19 protein-coding genes and 1 tRNA gene are annotated in these 18,843 nt (G+C 53.1%); 6 read left to right on the top strand and 14 right to left on the bottom strand.

Features of this window, described 5'->3' with window-relative positions:
* Positions 1 to 66 precede the first annotated feature (66 nt).
* Positions 67 to 1,584: a sigma 54-interacting transcriptional regulator gene (locus ACXYMU_RS14290; RefSeq protein ID WP_458987083.1), complete on the top strand. Its 1,518-nt coding sequence runs from the start codon at positions 67 to 69 to the stop codon at positions 1,582 to 1,584.
* Between the two features lie 507 nt (positions 1,585 to 2,091).
* Here the strand turns inward: ACXYMU_RS14290 and ACXYMU_RS14285 are convergent.
* The gene (locus ACXYMU_RS14285; RefSeq protein ID WP_458987082.1) at positions 2,092 to 2,376 is read right to left on the bottom strand and encodes a hypothetical protein; all 285 of its coding nucleotides are present in this window, start codon (positions 2,374 to 2,376) and stop codon (positions 2,092 to 2,094) included.
* Between the two features lie 152 nt (positions 2,377 to 2,528).
* Positions 2,529 to 2,849, bottom strand: coding sequence for a hypothetical protein (locus ACXYMU_RS14280; RefSeq protein WP_458987081.1), 321 nt, complete (start codon positions 2,847 to 2,849; stop codon positions 2,529 to 2,531).
* Positions 2,850 to 3,037: 188 nt separating this feature from the next.
* Here ACXYMU_RS14280 and ACXYMU_RS14275 point away from each other — a divergent pair, with 188 nt between their 5' ends.
* Together ACXYMU_RS14275 and ACXYMU_RS14270 are read left to right on the top strand one after the other, a co-directional pair.
* Positions 3,038 to 3,448, top strand: a complete 411-nt coding sequence (locus ACXYMU_RS14275) for a hypothetical protein (RefSeq protein WP_458987080.1) — start codon at positions 3,038 to 3,040, stop codon at positions 3,446 to 3,448.
* A 186-nt stretch (positions 3,449 to 3,634) separates the two neighbouring features.
* Entirely contained in the window at positions 3,635 to 4,372 is a 738-nt protein-coding gene (locus ACXYMU_RS14270) for a hypothetical protein (RefSeq protein ID WP_458987079.1), read from the top strand.
* Here the strand turns inward: ACXYMU_RS14270 and ACXYMU_RS14265 are convergent.
* Together ACXYMU_RS14265 and ACXYMU_RS14260 are read right to left on the bottom strand one after the other, a co-directional pair.
* On the bottom strand, positions 4,350 to 5,654 hold the full coding sequence (locus tag ACXYMU_RS14265; protein ID WP_458987078.1) for a dicarboxylate/amino acid:cation symporter: 1,305 nt from the start codon (positions 5,652 to 5,654) through the stop codon (positions 4,350 to 4,352). The two genes, ACXYMU_RS14270 and ACXYMU_RS14265, sit on opposite strands and share 23 nt — an antisense overlap.
* Positions 5,655 to 6,006: 352 nt before the next feature.
* Positions 6,007 to 6,465 carry a peptidylprolyl isomerase gene (locus ACXYMU_RS14260; RefSeq protein ID WP_458987077.1) on the bottom strand — a complete coding sequence of 153 codons (459 nt, stop codon included), beginning with the start codon at positions 6,463 to 6,465 and terminating at the stop codon, positions 6,007 to 6,009.
* Between the two features lie 152 nt (positions 6,466 to 6,617).
* Between ACXYMU_RS14260 and ACXYMU_RS14255 the strand changes: the two genes are divergently transcribed.
* Positions 6,618 to 7,253 (top strand): fasciclin domain-containing protein, encoded by a 636-nt coding sequence (locus ACXYMU_RS14255; protein WP_458987076.1) that lies wholly within the window; start codon positions 6,618 to 6,620, stop codon positions 7,251 to 7,253.
* A 76-nt stretch (positions 7,254 to 7,329) separates the two neighbouring features.
* Here the strand turns inward: ACXYMU_RS14255 and ACXYMU_RS14250 are convergent, their stop codons facing one another.
* The 7 genes from ACXYMU_RS14250 to thpR all read right to left on the bottom strand — a co-directional run bounded on the left by ACXYMU_RS14250 (position 7,330) and on the right by thpR (position 14,703).
* The gene (locus ACXYMU_RS14250) at positions 7,330 to 8,796 is read right to left on the bottom strand and encodes a sodium:solute symporter (RefSeq protein WP_458987075.1); all 1,467 of its coding nucleotides are present in this window, start codon (positions 8,794 to 8,796) and stop codon (positions 7,330 to 7,332) included.
* A 75-nt stretch (positions 8,797 to 8,871) separates the two neighbouring features.
* Positions 8,872 to 9,885: an MBL fold metallo-hydrolase gene (locus ACXYMU_RS14245; protein ID WP_458987074.1), complete on the bottom strand. Its 1,014-nt coding sequence runs from the start codon at positions 9,883 to 9,885 to the stop codon at positions 8,872 to 8,874.
* Positions 9,886 to 10,126: 241 nt separating this feature from the next.
* Positions 10,127 to 10,804 (bottom strand): hypothetical protein, encoded by a 678-nt coding sequence (locus ACXYMU_RS14240; RefSeq protein ID WP_458987073.1) that lies wholly within the window; start codon positions 10,802 to 10,804, stop codon positions 10,127 to 10,129.
* 112 nt (positions 10,805 to 10,916) lie between these two features.
* Positions 10,917 to 12,752 carry a M61 family metallopeptidase gene (locus ACXYMU_RS14235; RefSeq protein WP_458987072.1) on the bottom strand — a complete coding sequence of 612 codons (1,836 nt, stop codon included), beginning with the start codon at positions 12,750 to 12,752 and terminating at the stop codon, positions 10,917 to 10,919.
* Positions 12,753 to 12,912: 160 nt separating this feature from the next.
* Positions 12,913 to 13,566 (bottom strand): class I SAM-dependent methyltransferase, encoded by a 654-nt coding sequence (locus ACXYMU_RS14230; protein WP_458987071.1) that lies wholly within the window; start codon positions 13,564 to 13,566, stop codon positions 12,913 to 12,915.
* 34 nt (positions 13,567 to 13,600) lie between these two features.
* Complete coding sequence (locus ACXYMU_RS14225; protein WP_458987070.1) at positions 13,601 to 14,092, bottom strand: CinA family protein; 492 nt, start codon at positions 14,090 to 14,092, stop codon at positions 13,601 to 13,603.
* A 32-nt stretch (positions 14,093 to 14,124) separates the two neighbouring features.
* Positions 14,125 to 14,703 carry an RNA 2',3'-cyclic phosphodiesterase gene (gene thpR / locus ACXYMU_RS14220; RefSeq protein WP_458987069.1) on the bottom strand — a complete coding sequence of 193 codons (579 nt, stop codon included), beginning with the start codon at positions 14,701 to 14,703 and terminating at the stop codon, positions 14,125 to 14,127.
* A gap of 89 nt (positions 14,704 to 14,792) precedes the next feature.
* On the opposite strand from thpR, the gene ACXYMU_RS14215 reads away from it, so the two are divergent.
* A complete protein-coding gene (locus tag ACXYMU_RS14215; protein ID WP_458987068.1) occupies positions 14,793 to 15,506 on the top strand; it encodes a phosphatase PAP2 family protein in 714 nt (237 codons plus the stop codon).
* Between the two features lie 116 nt (positions 15,507 to 15,622).
* Positions 15,623 to 15,704 (top strand) — tRNA-Leu (locus ACXYMU_RS14210).
* A 76-nt stretch (positions 15,705 to 15,780) separates the two neighbouring features.
* Here ACXYMU_RS14210 and ACXYMU_RS14205 read toward each other — a convergent pair.
* From ACXYMU_RS14205 to ACXYMU_RS14195, 3 genes are read right to left on the bottom strand one after another with little or no spacing between them, the layout of a single operon-like run.
* Entirely contained in the window at positions 15,781 to 17,415 is a 1,635-nt protein-coding gene (locus tag ACXYMU_RS14205; protein WP_458987067.1) for an ArnT family glycosyltransferase, read from the bottom strand.
* A gap of 3 nt (positions 17,416 to 17,418) precedes the next feature.
* Entirely contained in the window at positions 17,419 to 18,069 is a 651-nt protein-coding gene (locus ACXYMU_RS14200; protein WP_458987066.1) for a lipid-A-disaccharide synthase N-terminal domain-containing protein, read from the bottom strand.
* Entirely contained in the window at positions 18,056 to 18,808 is a 753-nt protein-coding gene (locus ACXYMU_RS14195) for a glycosyltransferase (RefSeq protein ID WP_458987065.1), read from the bottom strand. Before ACXYMU_RS14195 ends, ACXYMU_RS14200 begins: the two co-directional genes overlap by 14 nt.
* Positions 18,809 to 18,843: the final 35 nt, after the last annotated feature.

The following is an 18,843-nucleotide window of genomic DNA, read 5'->3' as shown; positions in this document are numbered from 1 at the left end:
TCAATTCATATTTATAGTTCAACAACAAATCGGTTACACTGGCTAGCCGGTAAACAAATAAGATTCATGCAATACAAGAACATACCAGCCGAAAAGCTTTTACAGATAAAAACACTGGGCCAGCTAAAGGCAGCAGGCTACGAGCCACTGTCGGTGAAGCAGGAACTGCGCGGCAATCTGATTAAGAAGCTGAAGAACAAGGAAGAGGTTTTTCCGGGCATCTGGGGCTATGAGGAAACCGTTATTCCGGACATGCAGCGTGCTATCCTGTCGATGCACCACATCAACCTGCTTGGTTTGCGCGGACAGGCTAAAACCCGTATTGCGCGCCAAATGGTAGACCTGTTGGATGAGTACATTCCGGTAGTAAAGGGCTCGGAGTTGAACGACGACCCGCTGCAGCCGCTGTCGCGCTTTGCCAAGGACCTGGTGCACGAGCACGGCGATGATACCCCAATTGAGTGGATGCACCGCTCAGATCGCTATACCGAAAAGCTGGCCACGCCAGACGTATCGGTGGCCGACCTGATTGGTGATGCCGACCCAATTAAGGCGGCTACCCTGAAACTGCCTTATTCTGATGAGCGCGTGATTCACTTTGGCTTGATTCCGCGTTCGCACCGGGGCATTTTCGTGATCAACGAGCTGCCCGATCTGCAGGCGCGCATCCAGGTGTCGCTGTTTAATATTCTGCAGGAAGGCGATATCCAGATTCGTGGCTTTAAAGTAAGGTTGCCTTTGGATATACAGTTTGTATTCACGGCCAACCCCGAGGATTATACCAACCGTGGCTCTATCGTAACGCCGCTAAAAGACCGTATCGACTCGCAGATCATCACGCACTATCCGAAGGATATTGAGACCGGTAAGAAGATCACGAAGCAGGAAGCGCAACTCAAAGATGGGCAGCAGCTGGTGAAAACCAACATCATCATCGGTGATCTGATTGAGCAGGTAGCCTTTGAGGCCCGTGAGAGTGAGTATGTGGATGCCAAAAGCGGTGTGTCTGCCCGCCTGACCATCTCTGCCTATGAAAGCCTAATTAGTGCGGCAGAGCGCCGTGCCCTGATGAACGGCGAAGAATCTACGTATGTGCGTGTGGCTGATTTCCTGAACACCATACCTGCCGTGACCGGAAAAGTGGAGTTGGTGTATGAAGGCGAGCAGGAGGGAGCCGGCCACGTGGCGCAGGTGCTCATGGGCAAAGCCATCCGTACGCAATTCCTCCAGTACTTCCCGGACCCTGACAAAGGCAAAAAGTCGAAGCAGGGCAGCCCGTATAAGAGCATCACCGAGTGGTTCGGCGACGGAAACTCAGTGGATATCCTGAACGATGCTTCGGAGGCAGACTACAAGAAGGCGCTACAAGCCGTACCTGGCCTGAAAGCGCTGGTAGAGAAATTCCAGCCAGAGTCGAAGGGCGAAGAGAAGCTATTTTTGATGGAGTTTGTGCTGCACGGCCTCGCCGAGCACAGCCAACTCAGCAAGAACCGCCTGGCTACCGGCCTGCAGTTCAAAGACCTGCTCAGCGGCATGTTCTCCATGCCCAGTTTTACCGACGAGGAGGACGAGGACGACTTTTAAATGAGTTTTTAGTTCCGAATTATGAGCTCCGGGTTAATGTAGTCCTACAGAAAAATCACCTTTGGGGGTAGGAGGATGAAAGGCTGTTTGCCAGAACCAAAAAGCTATAACCACTGGCGCAATTCTCCAGAATTGTGACTTGCTTATAAAATCGAGTCTGCGACTCGATTGGGCCGAAGGGCCAGAAACAACAAGCGCCTCTGCCATGGAGTGAAATCTGCGGCAGAGGCGCTTGTTGTTTCCGTATACAATACGTCTGTGTAAAAATCATCCCCCTAACCCTTCAAAGGGTAGGGCCGTTTCCTTCTAAGCTTGCCTTCGCTCGCATCTTGCGCGTGTAGGATATAGTTGGGCCTCTGGCCCAGTCGAGGTGCAAACTCGACATCATTTTTAGACACAAGTTTGAAAACTTGCGCTATTGAAATAAGAGAATGAAACAGTATTGCTTCAAAGTGGGACTAACAAAAGAGTGGTCAGAAGTCGCTGAGACTTCTGACCACTCCTGATTTATAGAAGAGCTTTTGTGATTTGCTCCCATTCCTCATCTAAAGTCAAATCCGGGCGCTTTTTGCCAGCTTTTCTATACCAGTAGTCGGCATTCCAGGTGTCGCCTTCTTTGCGGTGCAGGTAGGCGTGTATCCAGGCAGCGTTCTGGTCGGGCAGGTCCTGAATCAGCTCATGCGATTTTTCCCAGTTGCCTTTGCTGTCGTGCCAAAGGGCCTGCAGATATACCGATGCGTCTGCAGGTGGTGTTGGGTTGTTGAGGCTTTGTTGAAAGGTCTGCAAGTCCATTGCTGGTATTGTTAATGTTTTGTATCAGGGTTTCAATGGGGTTTTACCCACCAAGGCTATATACAGTTTTCTGTTGTATGAGGCATCGGTATAAAGAAGCTGTATTACTTAACATTGCCCCCCCCAAACAGGTTTTGATGAGCTATCTGATGCTACGCCTCTTGCTCGAAATCTATTCGAAGCCCGCCAAACCATTTGGCATATAAGTTATACAGCATAGCCTCCAACAGCCCTAGCAAAAATCCGGCAACTGTAAGGCTGATGGGCATGCCCACCAGCGCCCCAAATGCGAGCACGGTTCCATAGCTGAGTCCGGGCGTTTCGTCTGATGTAATCCAGCCGAGGGTTACCAGGGCATCTACGACGAAGCCGCCAAATGAGTATATAATCCCTAAAACCAACCCGATGATGGCCCCCATCACTGCCTGCAGCTTCGCGAAGGAGAACACACCGAGTTTTTTGAGCTTTTGCATTTGGGGAGAGGGTTAATAATCTAACGTGCTGGTATAGCGGATTGCAAGGCGTAGCCGCAGCAGTACTGCTATACTTGGTTAGCACTTGTTTTATTGTTTTAGGGAATGCTTACTCTACAGTTTTATGATTGAAATAACATAAATTTCTTTAAAAAGTATATATTTAAATCGAACACAAGCCTATCCACATGAAACTCTTAAACTACCTTCTTACCACAGTAGTGGTGTTGTTTAGCTTTGGAGCATCTGCTCAGTCAAATACACAGCAAACTTTTTCGGAAAAATTCGAGGTATTCATCGAAATGCCATATGCTCAATTACGCTGGACACAGTCTCCTGATGCTTCGGAGAGTGCTGCTTATTCGACCCCAATGCCAAATCCCATTGATGTCACAAAAACGTATGTAGAAGATCCTGAATCAGGCTTATGGCATTACCCAAACATAGGGAAAGTTCATGACCCTGAAACTGGTTATTATATTGATTTTGATGCCCATAGGTATTACTTGTATCGTGTGAATCCCAAAACAGGTAAAATTTACAAAGGAAAATCAGAAGTAGAAGTTAAGAAGAAAAAGACCGATAATAATAAACATTAATGTTTTTCTCAAATCAATAATTCCAAATTTGTGCTAACTATTGGCTAAACGGCATTATGACGTTTATCTGCCTTATGTGCGGAGTTATAAACTTTCTGTTCCGCTATTTCAGTATCAAGATAGTCAAATATTCCTTTTCTCAGGCGGCTTATAACCCATTCGGTTGTAATAAAGTACCTGTTGGGTATGGGACATATTTCAATCTGGCCAATTCTGTTGTTGGCGCTTGTACATACATTGGGGAGCAGGCTGCGGTTTCTGAGCGGCTTTCCGCGCAGTGTCTGGTTGTCAGGGGCCGGCGGGGTGTCGGTGGCCTATGTGTTCATCCACCTGTTCCCGGAGTTGCAGGAGGGGCAGGAGCACCTGCAGGAGAACATGCCCTGGGCCGAGACATTCCTGCAGCACCACATGTACCTGGTGGCCCTTATCGGCTTGGCTGTGTTTTATGGCTTGGAGCGTTCGGTGGTATCGGCCAGGCGCAAGCAGGTGAAGCAAGACCAGAACGAGCAGAGCAAGCCGCCTAAAGGGGTGTTCTGGCTGCACATTGGCTCCTTTTCCCTCTATAATGCCCTGATCGGGTATATCCTGTTTCAGCGGGAGGAGGAGCCGACTCAAACCATCGTCCTGTTCAGCATCGCCATGGCGCTCCATTTTCTGGTAAACGACTATGGCCTGCAGGAGCACCACCGGCAGAAATACCGCAAATACGGGCAATGGGTGCTGGTGCTGGCCTTGGTGGTGGGTTGGTCTGTGGGGTATGTGCAGGAGGTGTCTGAGACACTGGTGGTTATTCTCACTGCGTTTATTGGGGGTGGGGTGATCCTGAACGTGTTGAAGGAGGAATTGCCCGAGGAGCGGGAAAGCCGTTATGGGGCCTTCCTGCTCGGGGCGGGTTTATATGCTATACTGCTGCTTTCGCTGTAGGCTGGTGCAACTGGTTTTCGGTGCGGGCCACCATCATCGACACGGTGGCATCGCCGGTTACGTTCACGGTGGTGCGGCACATGTCCAGAATGCGGTCAGGGGCCAGGATCAGGGCAATTCCCTCTACCGGTATACCGGCTTGCTGCAACACAATCACCAGCATCACGGTGCCGGCGCCCGGCACTGCGGCTGCGCCGATAGAGGCGAGTGTAGCCGTCATCACAATACCCAACTGCGCCATAATATCCAGGTCAATGCCATAGGCCTGGGCAATAAATACGGCGGCAACGGCCTGGTATAAACTGGTGCCGTCCATGTTAATCGTCGCACCCAGCGGCAGCACAAAGCTGGTTATCTCGCGGTTTATACCTAAGTTCTTCTCCGCGCACTCCATCGTAACGGGCAAAGTAGCGGCACTCGATGAGGTGGAGAACGCCAGCATCTGCGCCGGAAAAATCCCCCGGAAAAAATCTTTGTACTTCGTTTTTCCGACCGTGATGGCAAGCAAAGGGTATACCCCAAAAATCATGATGGCAAGTCCGGCAATGACCACCAAACAGTAGTAACCCAGCACCAGCAGCAACTCTACAGCAGCCCCTGGGTCATCGCCGGCAAACTCCACTACCAGGCCTGCCAGTAGCGCAAACACACCGTAGGGGGCCGTTTTCATGATTAGGTCCACAATCTTGAGGATGACGAGATTCACACCCTCAAAAAAGTCGTTGACGGGCGCGGCCTTGTCGGGTGGTATCATGATGAGGGCGATGCCAAAGAGCAGGGCGAAAAAGATGACCTGCAGCATGGCGCCATTGTTGGTCAGCGAACCGAAGATATTATCAGGCACAATGTCGATCAGCGGCTGCAGCGGGCCCTGGTCTTTCACGGCAGCGGCATCCGTAGATTTTTGGGTGGTAGTGGCTGCAAACTGCTGGTTAAATTCCTCGCGTTTCTCCGCGGAGAAAGCCTTGCCAGGCTCGGCCACGTTAACCAGTAACAGGCCCAGCACCACCGCTACCACAGTGGTGAGCAGGTAGATGCCAATCGTTTTGGAGCCGATGCGCGAAAGCTTGCTCACATCGCTCAGGCTCGTAACGCCCGTAATCAGCGACACCAGCACCAGTGGCACGGCAATCAGTTTCAGGAGGTTGATGAAGATCGTTCCAAAGGGTTTTACCCAGTCGGTGGTGAGTTCAACCAGGCCAAGTGAACTGGCCAGCATTCCCCATAGCACGCCCAAGGCCATGCCAATCAGGATCTGCCAGTGTAAAGCAAGTTTTTTCATATGCAGCTTAGCAGGCAGCGCAGAAACCTGGCTGCCTCTGTTTCAGTGTAAATGATTTAGACAGAGCGCCCCGTAGCTGAAGGGGTATACCTGGCAGCTTAACCAGCTAATACGCAAAACAGCCGAACGCTTGTTAGGTAAATTTAAGCATATTTAGGCTGCTAACCGGAGTTTCGGGCTAAAGTTTCTACTTTAACGCGGTATATTGCCATGAAGGGGTATGAGCAGTTCTGTAGGGCGCATGCAATCAGGTATGTGTTTGGCGGCGCCATACCCTCTAAACAGCGACAGCCGGCCTTTAAAGCAAAGGCCGGCTGTCAGTACAGGAATGCGGAAATGGGTGTGCGGAGGACTATTCCTCGGTCACAACAATCTTCTCAATTTTATCATTGGCTTTGATCTGGTCGATCACCTCATCGCCTTCTACCACTTTGCCAAAGCAGGTATGGTTACGGTCGAGGTGGGCAGTATTTTTGCGGCTGTGGCAAATAAAGAACTGCGAGCCACCCGTGTTGCGGCCAGCGTGCGCCATGCTCAGCACCCCGCGGTCGTGGTACTGGTTTTCGCCTGTCAGTTCGCAGTCGATCTTGTAGCCTGGGCCACCTGTGCCCGGCGTGCCTTTTGATCCCTCGCGCGAGTTAGGGCAACCACCCTGGATCACGAAGTCAGGAATAACGCGGTGGAATGTAAGACCATCGTAAAAGCCTTCTTTAGCCAGCTTCAGGAAGTTATCTACGGTTTTAGGGGCGTCCTTCTCATAGAACTCTACCTTCATCACGCCTTTGCCAGTATGTATTTCTGCAGTTTTCATGGTTTAATCTTAATTTCTGTAAAACAATGTGGATAACAAAAGTACGGAATTTTAAGTTTAAGAGAGCAATAGGCAGCGCTACTTCTGGCATGCACGCCATGGCTGCGCCAAGCTTTGCACCTGAAATAATCTGATAATTGTAATAACAAGCTATGAAGAGAAATATCATATACGCTTTTGCCCTGTTCCTGAGCTTCCAACTAACAAGCTGCAACACCGGCGATGAACGTTACCAAAACGAAATGCAGGAGGAGAGCACCGAGCCGAACATGCGCCGTGAGGCAGACTCGCGAGGTGTAGAACCCAGCACGCCCTTATCTACTGTAGGGGGTGAGGAAGGCCGGGCGCAAATCGGCGACCTCGAGATGACGCCAACTCAGAACCTGGTTGAGAATCTTGCTTCGGATGCAAAACTAACGACCCTGTCTTCGGTCATCAAAAAGGCCGATTTCGTGAAAGTGCTGAATGCCACAGGTCCGCACACAGTTTTTGCGCCAGCCAACGAGGCTTTCGAGAAGCTTCCGGAAAATACCCTGGAAGATTTGATGAAGCCAGGGAACAGGACCCAACTGACTGCCCTGCTTAAAAACCATGTAGTTGCCGGCGAACTCAAGGCCAACCAGTTACAGGACGGCTCTACCTTAACCACGTTGGGCGGCACGCAGCTGAAAGTGATCAAGCAGGGAGACCGGGTGACGATAAACGGTGCTGAAGTAAGCCAGGCAGATGCTATGAGTGAGAACGGTGTGATTCATGTCATCAACAAAGTGATTACTTCAAACGAATAAACAATGGCCGTATAAAACAGCAAAGGCTGGCAGATGAAGTTCTGCCAGCCTTTGCTGTTTTAAAATGAATTGGGTATTACTTCTGAGCCAGTTCCAGTTCACCGATTTTGCCTGAGGAGAGCGCCAGCAGCCCGGTGAATGTCAGGAAGCCGTTGAGGATAAGTACTTCAAAACCAAACTCATACCCCCAAAACCAATCCACGGAGTTGTAACTGATGATGTAGGTAAGGAGTGGGGCAATCAGGCAGATGGCAGGCACAAAGCGGTCGCGCACGGCGCGTTTGGTATAGAGCCCAAAGGAGTATAAGCCCAGCAGCGGGCCGTAGGTATAGCCCGCCACCTTAAACACGGCCGTAATCACGTTTTCGTTGTTCAGCACATCGAACGCCAGGATCACCAGCACCAGCACCACCGAAAAGCCCACATGCACAATGTAGCGGAGCCTGACACGCTCGTGCTCGCTGCGCTCTTTAAAGTTCAGGAAATCGACGCAGAAAGAGGTGGTAAGCGCCGTAAGAGCAGAGTCGGCGGAGGCGTAGGTGATGGCGATGATGCCCAGGATGAACACTACCCCCACCACGTGCGGGAAGTAGCCCAGCGCCAGGAACGGGAACACATCATCGCCTTTGGCTGGCAGCGGAATGCCCTTGGTGGTGCCGTAGATGTAGAGCAGCGCCCCCAGCGACAGGAACAGGATGTTGACAAACACTAGGATGATGCTGAACCAGAACATGTTTTTCTGGGCCTCGCCGATGTTTTTGCAGCTTAGGTTCTTCTGCATCATGTCCTGGTCCAGGCCCGTCATTACGATGGCGATAAAGGCCCCGGAGAAAAACTGCTTCAGGAAGTAGCGGCTGTCTTTCACGTCCCAGAAAAACACCTGCGAGTACTCGCTCTCCTGTATAGTCGTGACTAAACCCTGGAAGCCGAGGTTCAGCTCCTCCGAGATCAGCCAGATGCTGATGCCCACGGCCAGCAGCATAGCCGTTGTTTGGAAGGTATCGGTCCAGATGATGGTTTTCATGCCCCCCCGGAAGGTATAAACCCAGATCAGAGCGATGGTGATGACAACAGAAACCGCAAAAGGCACCCCTAAATCATCGAATACGGCTAATTGCAGCACACCCGCTACCAGGAAAAGCCGAATGGCGGCCCCCAGGGTGCGCGAAAGCAGGAAGAAACCAGCCCCCGTCTTATAGGACCAGTAACCGAAACGCTGCTCCAGGTAGGTATAAATCGAGACGAGGTTCAGGCGGTAGTACAGCGGCATCAGCACCGTGGCGATAACAAGGTAACCCAGCAGGTAGCCCAGCACCAGTTGCAGGTACGAGAACTGCGCCTTCTGCACCATGCCCGGTATCGATACAAACGTTACCCCCGACAGCGAGGTACCGATCATACCAAAAGCCACCACATACCACGGCGATTTGCGATTAGCCAGGAAAAACGTGTCGGAATCGGTGTTTTTGCTGGTGAGGTACGAAATGAAGATCAGGATAAAAAAATAGGCGACGATCAGGCCAATGATAAGCGTTGGAGACATAAAAATGCTATTGGGTGTACCAGCTTGTTTATTGCTTTACACAAATATAGCAAAAGTATGCACCCGGCAGCGCCTCTAAGGCAGGTTGTCGAACAATACCGGTTCGCCGATGGCCGGGATGCGTAGGCCCTGCAGCATACCGCCTGCCGAAATCTGGCGCAGCACCCGCACTGGCTCGCCCGCCGGCTCATCCGAAAGGTCGAAGGTGCCATAGTGCATCGGGATAAAGGTGCCGCCACGCAGGTAATTAAAGGCCTTTACGGCCTCGTGCGGGTTCATGTGGCTTTTCGACATCATGAAAGCGGGTTTGTAGGCGCCCACAGGCATCAGGCACACGTCCATCGGGCCCAGCAGCTCCTCAATCTCCTCAAAATGCGCGTCCATGGCTGTGTCGCCTGCAAAATACAGGCGTATCTGAGGGGTTTTCAGCACGAAGCTTCCCCACAGCACTTTGTTCATGTCGCGGACCCCACGCCGGTGCCAGTGGGAGGCAGGCATAAAGTATACCTCTACCTCGCCCGGCACCAGGTCATATTTCTGAAACCAGCCTGCCTCCTGGTAAGGTAAGTTGGGGCTGATGCCGCGCAGTAAATTGCCTGCCTCGAGTGGGGCCAGTGCTTTTACCTGCGGATTATGCTCCAGCACCGTCTGGATAGATTTTTTGTCGAGGTGATCGCGGTGGCCGTGCGAGAGCAGGAGGAAATCGATATTCTTAAAATCTTCCGGAGCGCAAGGCAACGGTGTTTTGCGAGGGATCAGGGGCAAGTCGTATAAAACCGGGTCGATCAGGAAAGAGATGCCCGCCATGCGCACAAAAAAGCTGGCGTGGCCCAGCCATACCACCATGTCCTGTTGAGAGGCCAGGAAAGCGGCGTCCTGGTGCACTTGCGGCAAATAGGTGTCCTTGCGCTTCTCTTCCTTCTGCGGGTTGGTGCTCAGCTTCCAGCGAAGTACGTTGCTAAAGTCCGGCGCGTAAATCGCGTCCCCGTTCGCAAAGCGCCCTTTGATGAGCTTGTTCCCGCGGTAATCTCTTTTGATAGTCTGGAGGCGTTCGTTTTTGAGGTGACGGATACGAGTATTCTTTTGCAAAATCGTAATAAGTTTGGTTTCTGATGGATCTTGGTAGTGGGTGGTTAGCGACAACCACTGCCGTTAGGAGCGTGGTAGTTAAGGTAGCAGCAGTTGGTTTCAGGCTGCTTGTCGGGTTAAAAATCAAAAACGGTCGTAGCGCATAGCACACGATTATAGGGTACGTGCGCCAGGAATTTCGGTTAAAAGCAAAAGCGCTGCCCTGGCTGGCAGAGAAGCGCTTGTAAGGTGAGGTATAAGTTTAGTATCCGAAGCTGTTGTAGTTGCCAAAGCCCGGGCCATTATGGTATGGGTTGGCGTAAGGCGAGGCACCGTTGGTATACCGCATGCCACCGGTTACAGAGATATTGTCAGAGATCTTGTACGTTGCCCTGAAATCCATCCCCATGCGGCCGGGGCTGTACAAGCCGAGCCCGTTGTAAGACATGTTTTGCTGCATCGGGGTGTTCGAGAAATCTTTCCAGATGTTCCCGCTCAGGATCAAGCGCTCTGTGGCCAGGTACTCGATACCTGCATGAGCCAGGTAATGGCTGCCGCCACTATTGCGGTACAATACGGTGGTACCTTCCGGCGTGGTGCCCGACAAGCTGTGAGGCGATACATACAGATATGTTAGGCCGGCATTCACCCGAAAACGGTTGCTGACCTGGTAGCGCACCGAAGGCGCGATGAACTGCGTGTTTCCAAAGCCATTGCTGAAGCTCATGCCAGTAGAGAGGCTGTAGCTTAGCTGCGGACCTGACCAGGCGGGTTTCGTTACTGCCTCGGTGGCCTCGGTACGCAGTGGCGCCTGCACCGCCGGCAAGTCTTCCAGTGCCGGGCCGGCCTCCAGGCTCGGCTTCACTTCCTCCTGCGCCATGGCCTGGCTTGTGCAGAAAAGGAGGCAAAGCGCCCCTAGAATTTTATGTATGTTTTTCACGTGAAATAGCTAAGTGACCTTATTTATACTAAGTTAGCGGGAAAGTAGTTCAAATCAAAGTTTGCTTCCGTTCGCTTCAAAACGTGGTCAAGGGGCCTTTGTTGCTCAGCAGCTAGTTTACCTTAGCCCCAAGCCAATCCTGGCGGTACTGCTGCATGTCCGGTGTCAGTTCCTTGCCGATGTTCTCGTAAGGCACGAGTTCCAGCGTCGGCACCTCATCCAGCGTGAGCGTTGTGCTGTGGGGCTGGCCCAAACGCAGGAATGTAACCGGGATGCTGTCGCCTGGCTGGTGCTTACCCAGCAGCTTCTGCAGGTCTTTTTCCTTCCTGATCTTCCGGCCATCCAGTGTCAGTATGAGGTCGCCTCTGTCTAACCCGGCTTTGTAGGCACCTGTCTGCACTACTGTGCCGTCTGTGATGGTGGCGCCTGCCTTGCTGTACTCCAGATATACCCTCTCTAGCGTGGCTACCCCTGGCTTGGCTTTACGCAGGTCTAAACCGGCTTTGGCCAGGAGCGGGCCATAGTCAGGTAACGTGCTGCCGTAGATGCTTTCTCTGAAAAACTGACTGGCCCAGGCTTTGTCGCCGGATACCTCTGCCAGTGTTTCTTCGAGGTCCGGGAGGGTATAAGGCTTTTCGGGTTGGCCATACTTGCGCCAAAGCGCCTGCATGTAGTCATCCAGGGTTTTGCCGAAGCGCTGCCGCAGGGCCATGTCCAGGGCTAGGCCCGTCATGCTGCCATAGGTATAGTAAGAGATAAAGGTGTTGTGGCGGTTCACGGGGTCTACAGAGCGGGCCGCGTCCACAAAAGGTGCCTGCATGCTCATCTCCATCAAGCTGTGGTACTGGCGGCCCGGCGAGAGCAGGACATAGTTCAGGTTGCCGGCCAGGTCGGAGGTGTACTTTTTCAGGTCGAAAATGCCGGTGCGGGCCATGGTCAGGTCGCCATAGTAACTCGTAAAGCCCTCCGCCAGCCAAAGCGCTTCCGACATGTTGGCTTCCTGAAAATTGAAAGGCTCCAGGCTTTTCGGCCGGATGCGCTCCACGTTCCACGCATGGAAAAACTCATGCGACACCGTGTTCAGCAAACTGTTCATGGCGGCTTCGAGCGGGCGCGAGCTCGTCAGCACCGTGGAGTTGCGGTGTTCCATGCCATCGCCCACGGCCTGTGGCATATAGCACCCCAGAAAGGTATAACGGCCAAAGTCGTAGTCGGGCAGCTCACCGAAAATAGCCTGCTGCTCAGCTACAATGCGCTTCACCTTGCTAACATACAGCTGAAACAACTCTCTGGTGCTTTGGTGATGCAAGGCCACGTGGATGGTTTTGTTTTTCCCCTGATCTGCAACTACCCACTCGGCAAAGTCGAAGTTGCTGAGCTCTGCCGGGCTATCCATCAGGTACTGGAAGTTAGGAGCGGAGTAGGTGGTGCCCTGCTCGTGCTTGAGCTGCGTCGCCACTTTCCAGTTGCTGCCCTCCGGCAGCTTGAACGTAACAAAAGCCGGAGTCTGCTCATACCCTTTGGCATAAAGCAGGGTGGCGGGCATGTTCAGGTGCGCGTGCGTTTGGTCCACGCCAGCGTAAGTGCCGTCGGCATGGTCCGCGAAGAGGATATAGGTTACGGTAATGTTGCCTTGCTGGGCGGGAACAGCCCATTGGTTGGTCGCGGTGCGCGTCAGGGGGAGTTGATTGCCCTGCCCATCGGTGGCCTGCACGTTGTAAATGTTTTTAGCGAACTCATGGATGGCATAGCGCCCTGGCGAGGTGCGCGGCATCAGCACATGTAAGGTGTCTTGCTTCACATCCGAAAACGTGACCTGTATTTCCGCTTCGTGGTGCACGGCATTCGGAAATGAGAGGGTATAAGCTGTTTGCTGCTGCGCCAATGTGTGCAGGCACAGGAAGGGTGTCAGGAACAGGGTGAGTAGGGTAGCGAGTGGATGCTTCATGGGTCGGGTTGAAAATATCGAAGTTTAAATATAGTGTATGTACCGCTGAGGTGCAATTATCCTGCCCTCAGCGCCTGCACAAAGCACAATTGCTACGGCTTATGTAGGGGGAGGATGGGTATGACATGAGCTGTAATTCCTGAACAAAGGCATCGGGATATCAGGCTCTTCGGAAAATCTTGGCCTGTACCATCCCTTTGTAGAAAGGCCGGCTGTAGATCTCCCTAAAGCCTAACGCTTCAAACTGGTCATGGTAATCCGGCAGTTGCCGGGCCTGCACACCGCTTACAGCGCCGAAAAACAGGTACATTGCCCAGATCAGAAATTGCTGCCACCACGGCACGGGCTGCTGTTCGGGCCAGAAATCAGCGAAAAGCCATTGCCCCTGCGGTATGAGCGCCCTGGAGAGCCTGGCCATCAGTTGCGCAAGCCTGGAAGATGGAAAAAGATCAAGGAGGAAAGGCGTGAAGATTACCTCAAACTGCTCGTGTAGGAGAAGCGCTTGCTCGGTGCCTACCCGAAAAGTCACGGTGCAGGCATGCGGCCTTGCGTAGAGGGCATACCGTTTTTGAGCCAGGGCCACCATGGCAGGTGCAGCATCGAGGTATAAAATATGGAGGTTCTTGCCTGTGCGCAGCAGTTGCTCCAGAAGCCAGCCACTGCCGCCGCCGATCAGCAGCACCCTGCCCTGTGGCGGCAGGCAAGGCAGCAATGCCGCTTGTGCTTGCTCTAACGCGGACCCGAACACCACTTTGGCCAACCGGTCATATACCGGGGCAATAGCCTGGAAACCGCTGTCGGGGAGGTATGGCAAAGGATTTAGTGCTTGGTTAGGGCAAAGGTAGGCATCAGCGGCCGTAATGCTCGTCTACTACGCCCCGCAGCTTCTGGAAAATGTAGTCTACAAGTTGCTTCCGCACGCTCTCGGTGCTTCCTTTAAAAACCTCCCGGAACTCCTCAGCCTTGCCATCATACAAAAAGGACACGAACATGGTGCCAACCGGCTTCTCCTCTGTCTCGGAGCCCCCTTCGCCTGCCAGGCCTGTGGTGGCAATGCAGATATCGGCATCGAGCTGCTTTTTCAGGCCCATCACCATTTCGTTGGTTACCTGCTGCGACTCAGGGGTATACAGCTCCAGGGTTTCTTCCCGGACACCCAGTAACTTGTGCTTCACTTTAGGCTGGTATACCACCAGGCTACCCAGCAACACATCGCTGCTTCCTTTGGCCTTTACAAATTCGGAGGCCAGCAGGCCGGCCGTGCAACTTTCAGCAAACGCTACGGTCAGGCCTTCGTCTTTCAGGTCCATGACCAGTTTTGTGAGTTCTGTTTGGTTCATCTTTGTGAATTTCTGTTGGGGGCGCAGGCTTATCATACTGCATTCGGGGGGAGCGGGTTTTGCCCCAGCGCAAAGGTCTGCAGCACTGAGTAGCGGGGATGGGGCGAGGCCAGTTCTGATTGCCAAAGTCCTATTTCCAGCACCGGCAGCTGCAACGGGCTGGTTGTCTCGGCAGTAACCGCCGCTGGCAACGCGGTAGTAGGCTGGTCTTTGCGGAAACGGGCCAGGGTTACATGCGGAATGGCTTTGAGGTGCTTAGGGGGCACGGTGGCTAACGCTTCCGTTAGGGCTTGGCTGAGCGCAGCGAAGGCGGGGTGCGTTGCAAAACGTGCCCAGACCAGCCGGGGATGCTTGGGGTTGGGGCCGGGTTCTACGCCTGCAAAGTCTAAGCTGAAAGGGGGGTGTTGCCTTGCTGTTTGCTGCACGGTCTGGCTGATGGCCGCGAGTTGTGTGCGGGGTACCTGCCCGATGAAGAACAGGGTCAGGTGCAGGTTCTGCTCGGGCATAAACCGGATGGCCGGGTGCTGAAACGGCAACAGCGCTTGCTGCAGTTGCTGCTTAAGGGCGGGCGGCAAGGAGGCCGCCACGAATAACCGGATACTGTCTTCCATACGCAGAATTAATCGTAACTAATCCTGATTACGTAGGAGAGGAAGTACTTTGACACACCCTGATGCATGTTTAGAGAAAAAATAATCCTATGATCAAGCGAGTTTATAAAAAAGTAGTGGCAGGGGCGGCCCTGTTCACCATCGAGTTATTGTTCGTGTGGGCGCTGTTCCTGGTATGCATTGTCGCGTTCCTCTATATTGGCGCAGAGATCATTCAGGGCGAAACCCTGGGGATAGATGAGGCAGCCTTCGGGTTCGCCGGCGACATTGCCAACCCGGTATTAGACGGTTTTATTAAGTTTATCACCTTTTTTGCCTCCAGTATGTTCCTGACACCGGCTGCATTGCTGCTGGTGGCCTACTTCACGTTCGTACGCAAGCACCGGTGGTACTCCGTGAAAGTGCCGGTAATTGCCCTGGGCAGCATCACGCTGAATGTAGTGCTGAAATTCTTCTTTGAGCGTCCACGGCCTATGATGCCTTTGGTAGAGGCCTCGGGCCTGAGTTTCCCGAGCGGGCATTCCATGGTGGCGGCTTCTTTCTATGGGCTGATCATCTACCTGGTGTGGCACAACGTGCGGCCAAAGCATTGGCGCAACCTGTGGATAACTTTTTTGATGATTTTTGTGCTCCTGATTGGCTTTAGCCGCATTTATTTGCGGGTGCACTATGCAACCGATGTGTTGGCAGGTTTTTCGGCTGGTTTTCTGTGGGTTATCATTGGGGTTTATACCTTGCGGCGCATCGAAATGCTGTCTAAAAAGGAGCTGGACCCGGTTGTGGAGGAGGAAACGGCGGCATAAGGCGCATTTTTTTTCAGAAGCCGTATTGCATATTTAAATCTACCTGCTACCTTTGCAATCCCAACAAACAACAAGGGTTAAGGGTTTTTTGGGACGTTAAAAACACATTGAGTTTCGCGCACGTGGCGGAATTGGTAGACGTGCAGGTCTCAGAAGCCTGTGCCTTCGGGCGTGGGAGTTCGACTCTCCCCGTGCGCACTGATACTCTAAAAGCCAGTCTTCGGACTGGCTTTTGTGTTTTAGGGCAAATCGCCTTTTTATATAGCGGCTCACGCTAGAAATACAACTTCCATTTCCCCACTTGTTGCTGATGCTTGAAGTACCGTTTCATCCAGGTCTGTTCCTGCGGCAAATCATTCTTAACCACCAATACCGGATGTTCATTTAGCAGGTGTTTTATGTGCTGTCGGCCCTCCGGCTCATCCACTTCCAGCAGTAGCGCGTGCCAGGCAGCAGTGCGCTCAAACTGCGTTTCGCGCTCCAGATCATGGTTTTCGTGGTGCAGGGTGATCACCTGCTTGTCGAGCTCAAAAGCGAGGGAGGGCAGCAGCTTGTCGTATACCAGTATTTTCCGGTCCTGGAGGTGCCTGGCTGCAATTGCTGCTGCGATGGGCTGGCTACCGTTGGTCAGGTTGGGGTTGTCGTGCAGCAGGTGCGTGGAGTAGGGCAAGAGCAAAAAAGTAAAAACCAGGCCACTGAGTAATAACTTATGGACTGGCAGCGCAGCAGTACGCCAAAGCAGAAAAAGACCGGCCAGTATCAGCAGTGGGTAAAGCAAAGCCGCCCTTGCCGAAAGCCGAATGCCCACCGGCAAGAGCGGCGCCAGCAACAGGGCACTGGCCAGGATGGCAAAAAACACCATGCTGCCGGTTGTAGCCTTCTGAATTGCTCCCGGCACCAGGCTCGTTAAAAGCCACGCGATAAGTAGGGACATACCCGCGAAAAGTGGCAGGATGTATAAAATAAGCTTGGAGCCCGAGAAAGAGAAAAATACCAGCGGCACCAGCAGCCATAAAACAAACAGCCTTTTCAGAGCCGGCGACAGCTCCCGGAGCTTCCGGTAATAAACAGCGAGGAGAGCAGCCCAGGGCATACTCAAGGCAGGAGCCAGCACTATGTAAAACCACCAGGGTTTGGAACGGCCAAACGTTTCGGGGTTGGCATAACGCTGCACGGTGTGTTTCAGGAAAAAGTAGTCCAGGAACTTTGGGTCTTCCCAAATCAGGTAGGCATACCAGGAGGTCCCGACCAACAGAAACAGGAGCAAAGCGGGCAGGTGATGCCACGCGCTGGTTCTTTGCCGACCAGGCACACCCACTTGGTGACCGATAACCAGCAGGAGCGGGAAAATTAGCCCGACAGGGCCTTTGGTAAGAAACGCTATGCCCAGCAGCAGGTAAAAGAGGTATAGCCAGCCTGATTTACACCTGTTTTTATACCGCAGCCAGCTCCAGATAGCTCCCAGTTCAAACGTGGTCAGGAAGGAGTCGGTGGTGAGGTTACGGGCTGAGATCAGCACGGCAGGCATGGTGCTGTACACCATGGCCGCGATTAGGGCCTGCCTGCTATTCCTGAAAAGCGCGAGCCCGATCAGGTAGACCAGCAGGGTTTGCAGCACCACCGAAACCTGCAGAAAGAAGCGCGCCCCAAACGCATTCACGCCAAAGGCCTCCATCCCAATCGCTGAGAGCATATACGTGACCGGGGGCTTGTGGAAGTGCTGTATACCCAGCAGGCGGGGGTGCAGCCAATCGCCGCCGCGCAGCATTTCGCGGCTAATCTCGGCATAGCGGGCCTCACTCGACTCGGTTACTCCCCAACCACCTACATTGTAAAGCAGCAGCAGGAAAAACACGGCGAGAAAACCGGTGAGCAATTGGGTATTGCGCTGAGTATCTGTGTGCAACATGGGTCAGGGGCTGGTGGCTTGATGTGGCTGCTCTTCGCGTAGCCCGAGCATAAAATTACGGCTATAGGCCACCACGCCAAAAATCTGGCCCAGAAACAGCACTGGGTCGAGGCGGAGGATGGCGTACGAGATGATCATGAGGCTGCCAATAAGGCTGATGACCCAGAAACCATTGGGTATGATGGACTCCTGCGCGCGCTCGGCATGGTACCACTGGTACACAAAGCGCAGCGTAAACACCAGCTGCCCGGCACCTCCCCAGGCAATGAGGGCGCCCGAGATTCTGCTGTGCTCTATAATGTAACTGAAGCTATAGTGCTCACTCCAGATCAGCCAGAAAAGAGCCAGGAACGGAAAAGCAAAAGCACCCCACCGCACCGACGGCGCCAGCGCGTCCCACATGTTCTTGAGCTTGATGTTGCGCAGGTAGATGAAGTAAGAAATGAACTGCCCCCCGATAATAACAATGTCCGTGCGGAGCGCACCGTACACCATCAGCAGCATAGAGGCAACAAGGCTGGTGGTCCAGAAAGAGGCTGGCGAAAGCACCTTGCCGGCCCTCTCCGACGAAACCCATTGGATGAGGATACGGGCCGAGAACAACAGCTGCGCCAAAAGCCCGATGCCGTAAATCAGAAACTCAGATTTGTCCATGTGTCACGGGCTGGTTCTCGTAAGCCTCAGCAATTTGGTAGTTGATATAGCGCTTGCGCATCCACCGGAAAGCGAATGTGTCGTGGAGCGGGCCCCACAAACGGTTGAACAGGTGGTATTTGGAGTACCCGGCAAAACGCTCGAAATGCTGCACAGGCAGCTGTTTTACTTTGCCGCCGAGTAACTGAATAAGCGCGGGCAGGAAGCGGTGCATGCCATCGAAAAAAGGGATACGCCTGGCATAGGCCGCATCCATGATCTTGAGCGGGCAGCCTGTGTCCTGGATGCCGTCGTTGATCATGTGCCGTCTGAAGCCGTTGGCAATTTTAGACGACACTTTCTTGACAAAAGTATCCTTGCGGCGCGCCCGGATGCCGTTGACCATCTGGTACTCGGGCAAAAACTCAAAATAGAGCAGGAAATCCAGTGGGGAGGTCTGCAGGTCAGAGTCGATGTAGCCGATGTGCGAGGTATGGATATGGTCGATGCCTGCTTTGATGGCCGTACTCAGGCCCCGATTGCGGTCCAGGGAGAGGTAGCTATACCCTGCCTTGCTGTGGCAAATTTTCCGGATCTGGGCCAGGCTGCTGTCGGTAGACCCGTCGTTGACGAACAGTACCTGCGTAGGCAAGGGCGCCTGTTGCAAAAAGGCATCCATCGCCTCACAAAAACGGGTCAGGCAGCCTTCTTCGTTATAGACAGGGACAATGATAGTGAGAGCGGTAGCGGTAGTTTCCATCAAAGCAGGTTTACAATAACATGTATTTTAACGCA

This window comes from Pontibacter sp. CAU 1760 (assembly GCF_054482735.1).
Note: the sequence above shows the minus strand (reverse complement) of the source record. Positions and strands in the feature narration are given on the sequence as shown.

What these genes read in the sequence shown, in the direction of transcription:
- thpR (WP_458987069.1), bottom strand. Translation starts at nt 14,703, where the DNA reads ATGGAAGACAGTATCCGGTTATTCGTGGCGGCCTCCTTGCCGCCCGCC.
- ACXYMU_RS14275 (WP_458987080.1), top strand. Translation starts at nt 3,038, where the DNA reads ATGAAACTCTTAAACTACCTTCTTACCACAGTAGTGGTGTTGTTTAGC.
- ACXYMU_RS14255 (WP_458987076.1), top strand. Translation starts at nt 6,618, where the DNA reads ATGAAGAGAAATATCATATACGCTTTTGCCCTGTTCCTGAGCTTCCAA.
- ACXYMU_RS14285 (WP_458987082.1), bottom strand. Translation starts at nt 2,376, where the DNA reads ATGGACTTGCAGACCTTTCAACAAAGCCTCAACAACCCAACACCACCT.
- ACXYMU_RS14265 (WP_458987078.1), bottom strand. Translation starts at nt 5,654, where the DNA reads ATGAAAAAACTTGCTTTACACTGGCAGATCCTGATTGGCATGGCCTTG.
- ACXYMU_RS14270 (WP_458987079.1), top strand. Translation starts at nt 3,635, where the DNA reads ATGGGACATATTTCAATCTGGCCAATTCTGTTGTTGGCGCTTGTACAT.
- ACXYMU_RS14215 (WP_458987068.1), top strand. Translation starts at nt 14,793, where the DNA reads ATGATCAAGCGAGTTTATAAAAAAGTAGTGGCAGGGGCGGCCCTGTTC.
- ACXYMU_RS14290 (WP_458987083.1), top strand. Translation starts at nt 67, where the DNA reads ATGCAATACAAGAACATACCAGCCGAAAAGCTTTTACAGATAAAAACA.
- ACXYMU_RS14250 (WP_458987075.1), bottom strand. Translation starts at nt 8,796, where the DNA reads ATGTCTCCAACGCTTATCATTGGCCTGATCGTCGCCTATTTTTTTATC.
- ACXYMU_RS14200 (WP_458987066.1), bottom strand. Translation starts at nt 18,069, where the DNA reads ATGGACAAATCTGAGTTTCTGATTTACGGCATCGGGCTTTTGGCGCAG.
- ACXYMU_RS14195 (WP_458987065.1), bottom strand. Translation starts at nt 18,808, where the DNA reads ATGGAAACTACCGCTACCGCTCTCACTATCATTGTCCCTGTCTATAAC.
- ACXYMU_RS14260 (WP_458987077.1), bottom strand. Translation starts at nt 6,465, where the DNA reads ATGAAAACTGCAGAAATACATACTGGCAAAGGCGTGATGAAGGTAGAG.
- ACXYMU_RS14205 (WP_458987067.1), bottom strand. Translation starts at nt 17,415, where the DNA reads ATGTTGCACACAGATACTCAGCGCAATACCCAATTGCTCACCGGTTTT.
- ACXYMU_RS14280 (WP_458987081.1), bottom strand. Translation starts at nt 2,849, where the DNA reads ATGCAAAAGCTCAAAAAACTCGGTGTGTTCTCCTTCGCGAAGCTGCAG.
- ACXYMU_RS14235 (WP_458987072.1), bottom strand. Translation starts at nt 12,752, where the DNA reads ATGAAGCATCCACTCGCTACCCTACTCACCCTGTTCCTGACACCCTTC.
- ACXYMU_RS14225 (WP_458987070.1), bottom strand. Translation starts at nt 14,092, where the DNA reads ATGAACCAAACAGAACTCACAAAACTGGTCATGGACCTGAAAGACGAA.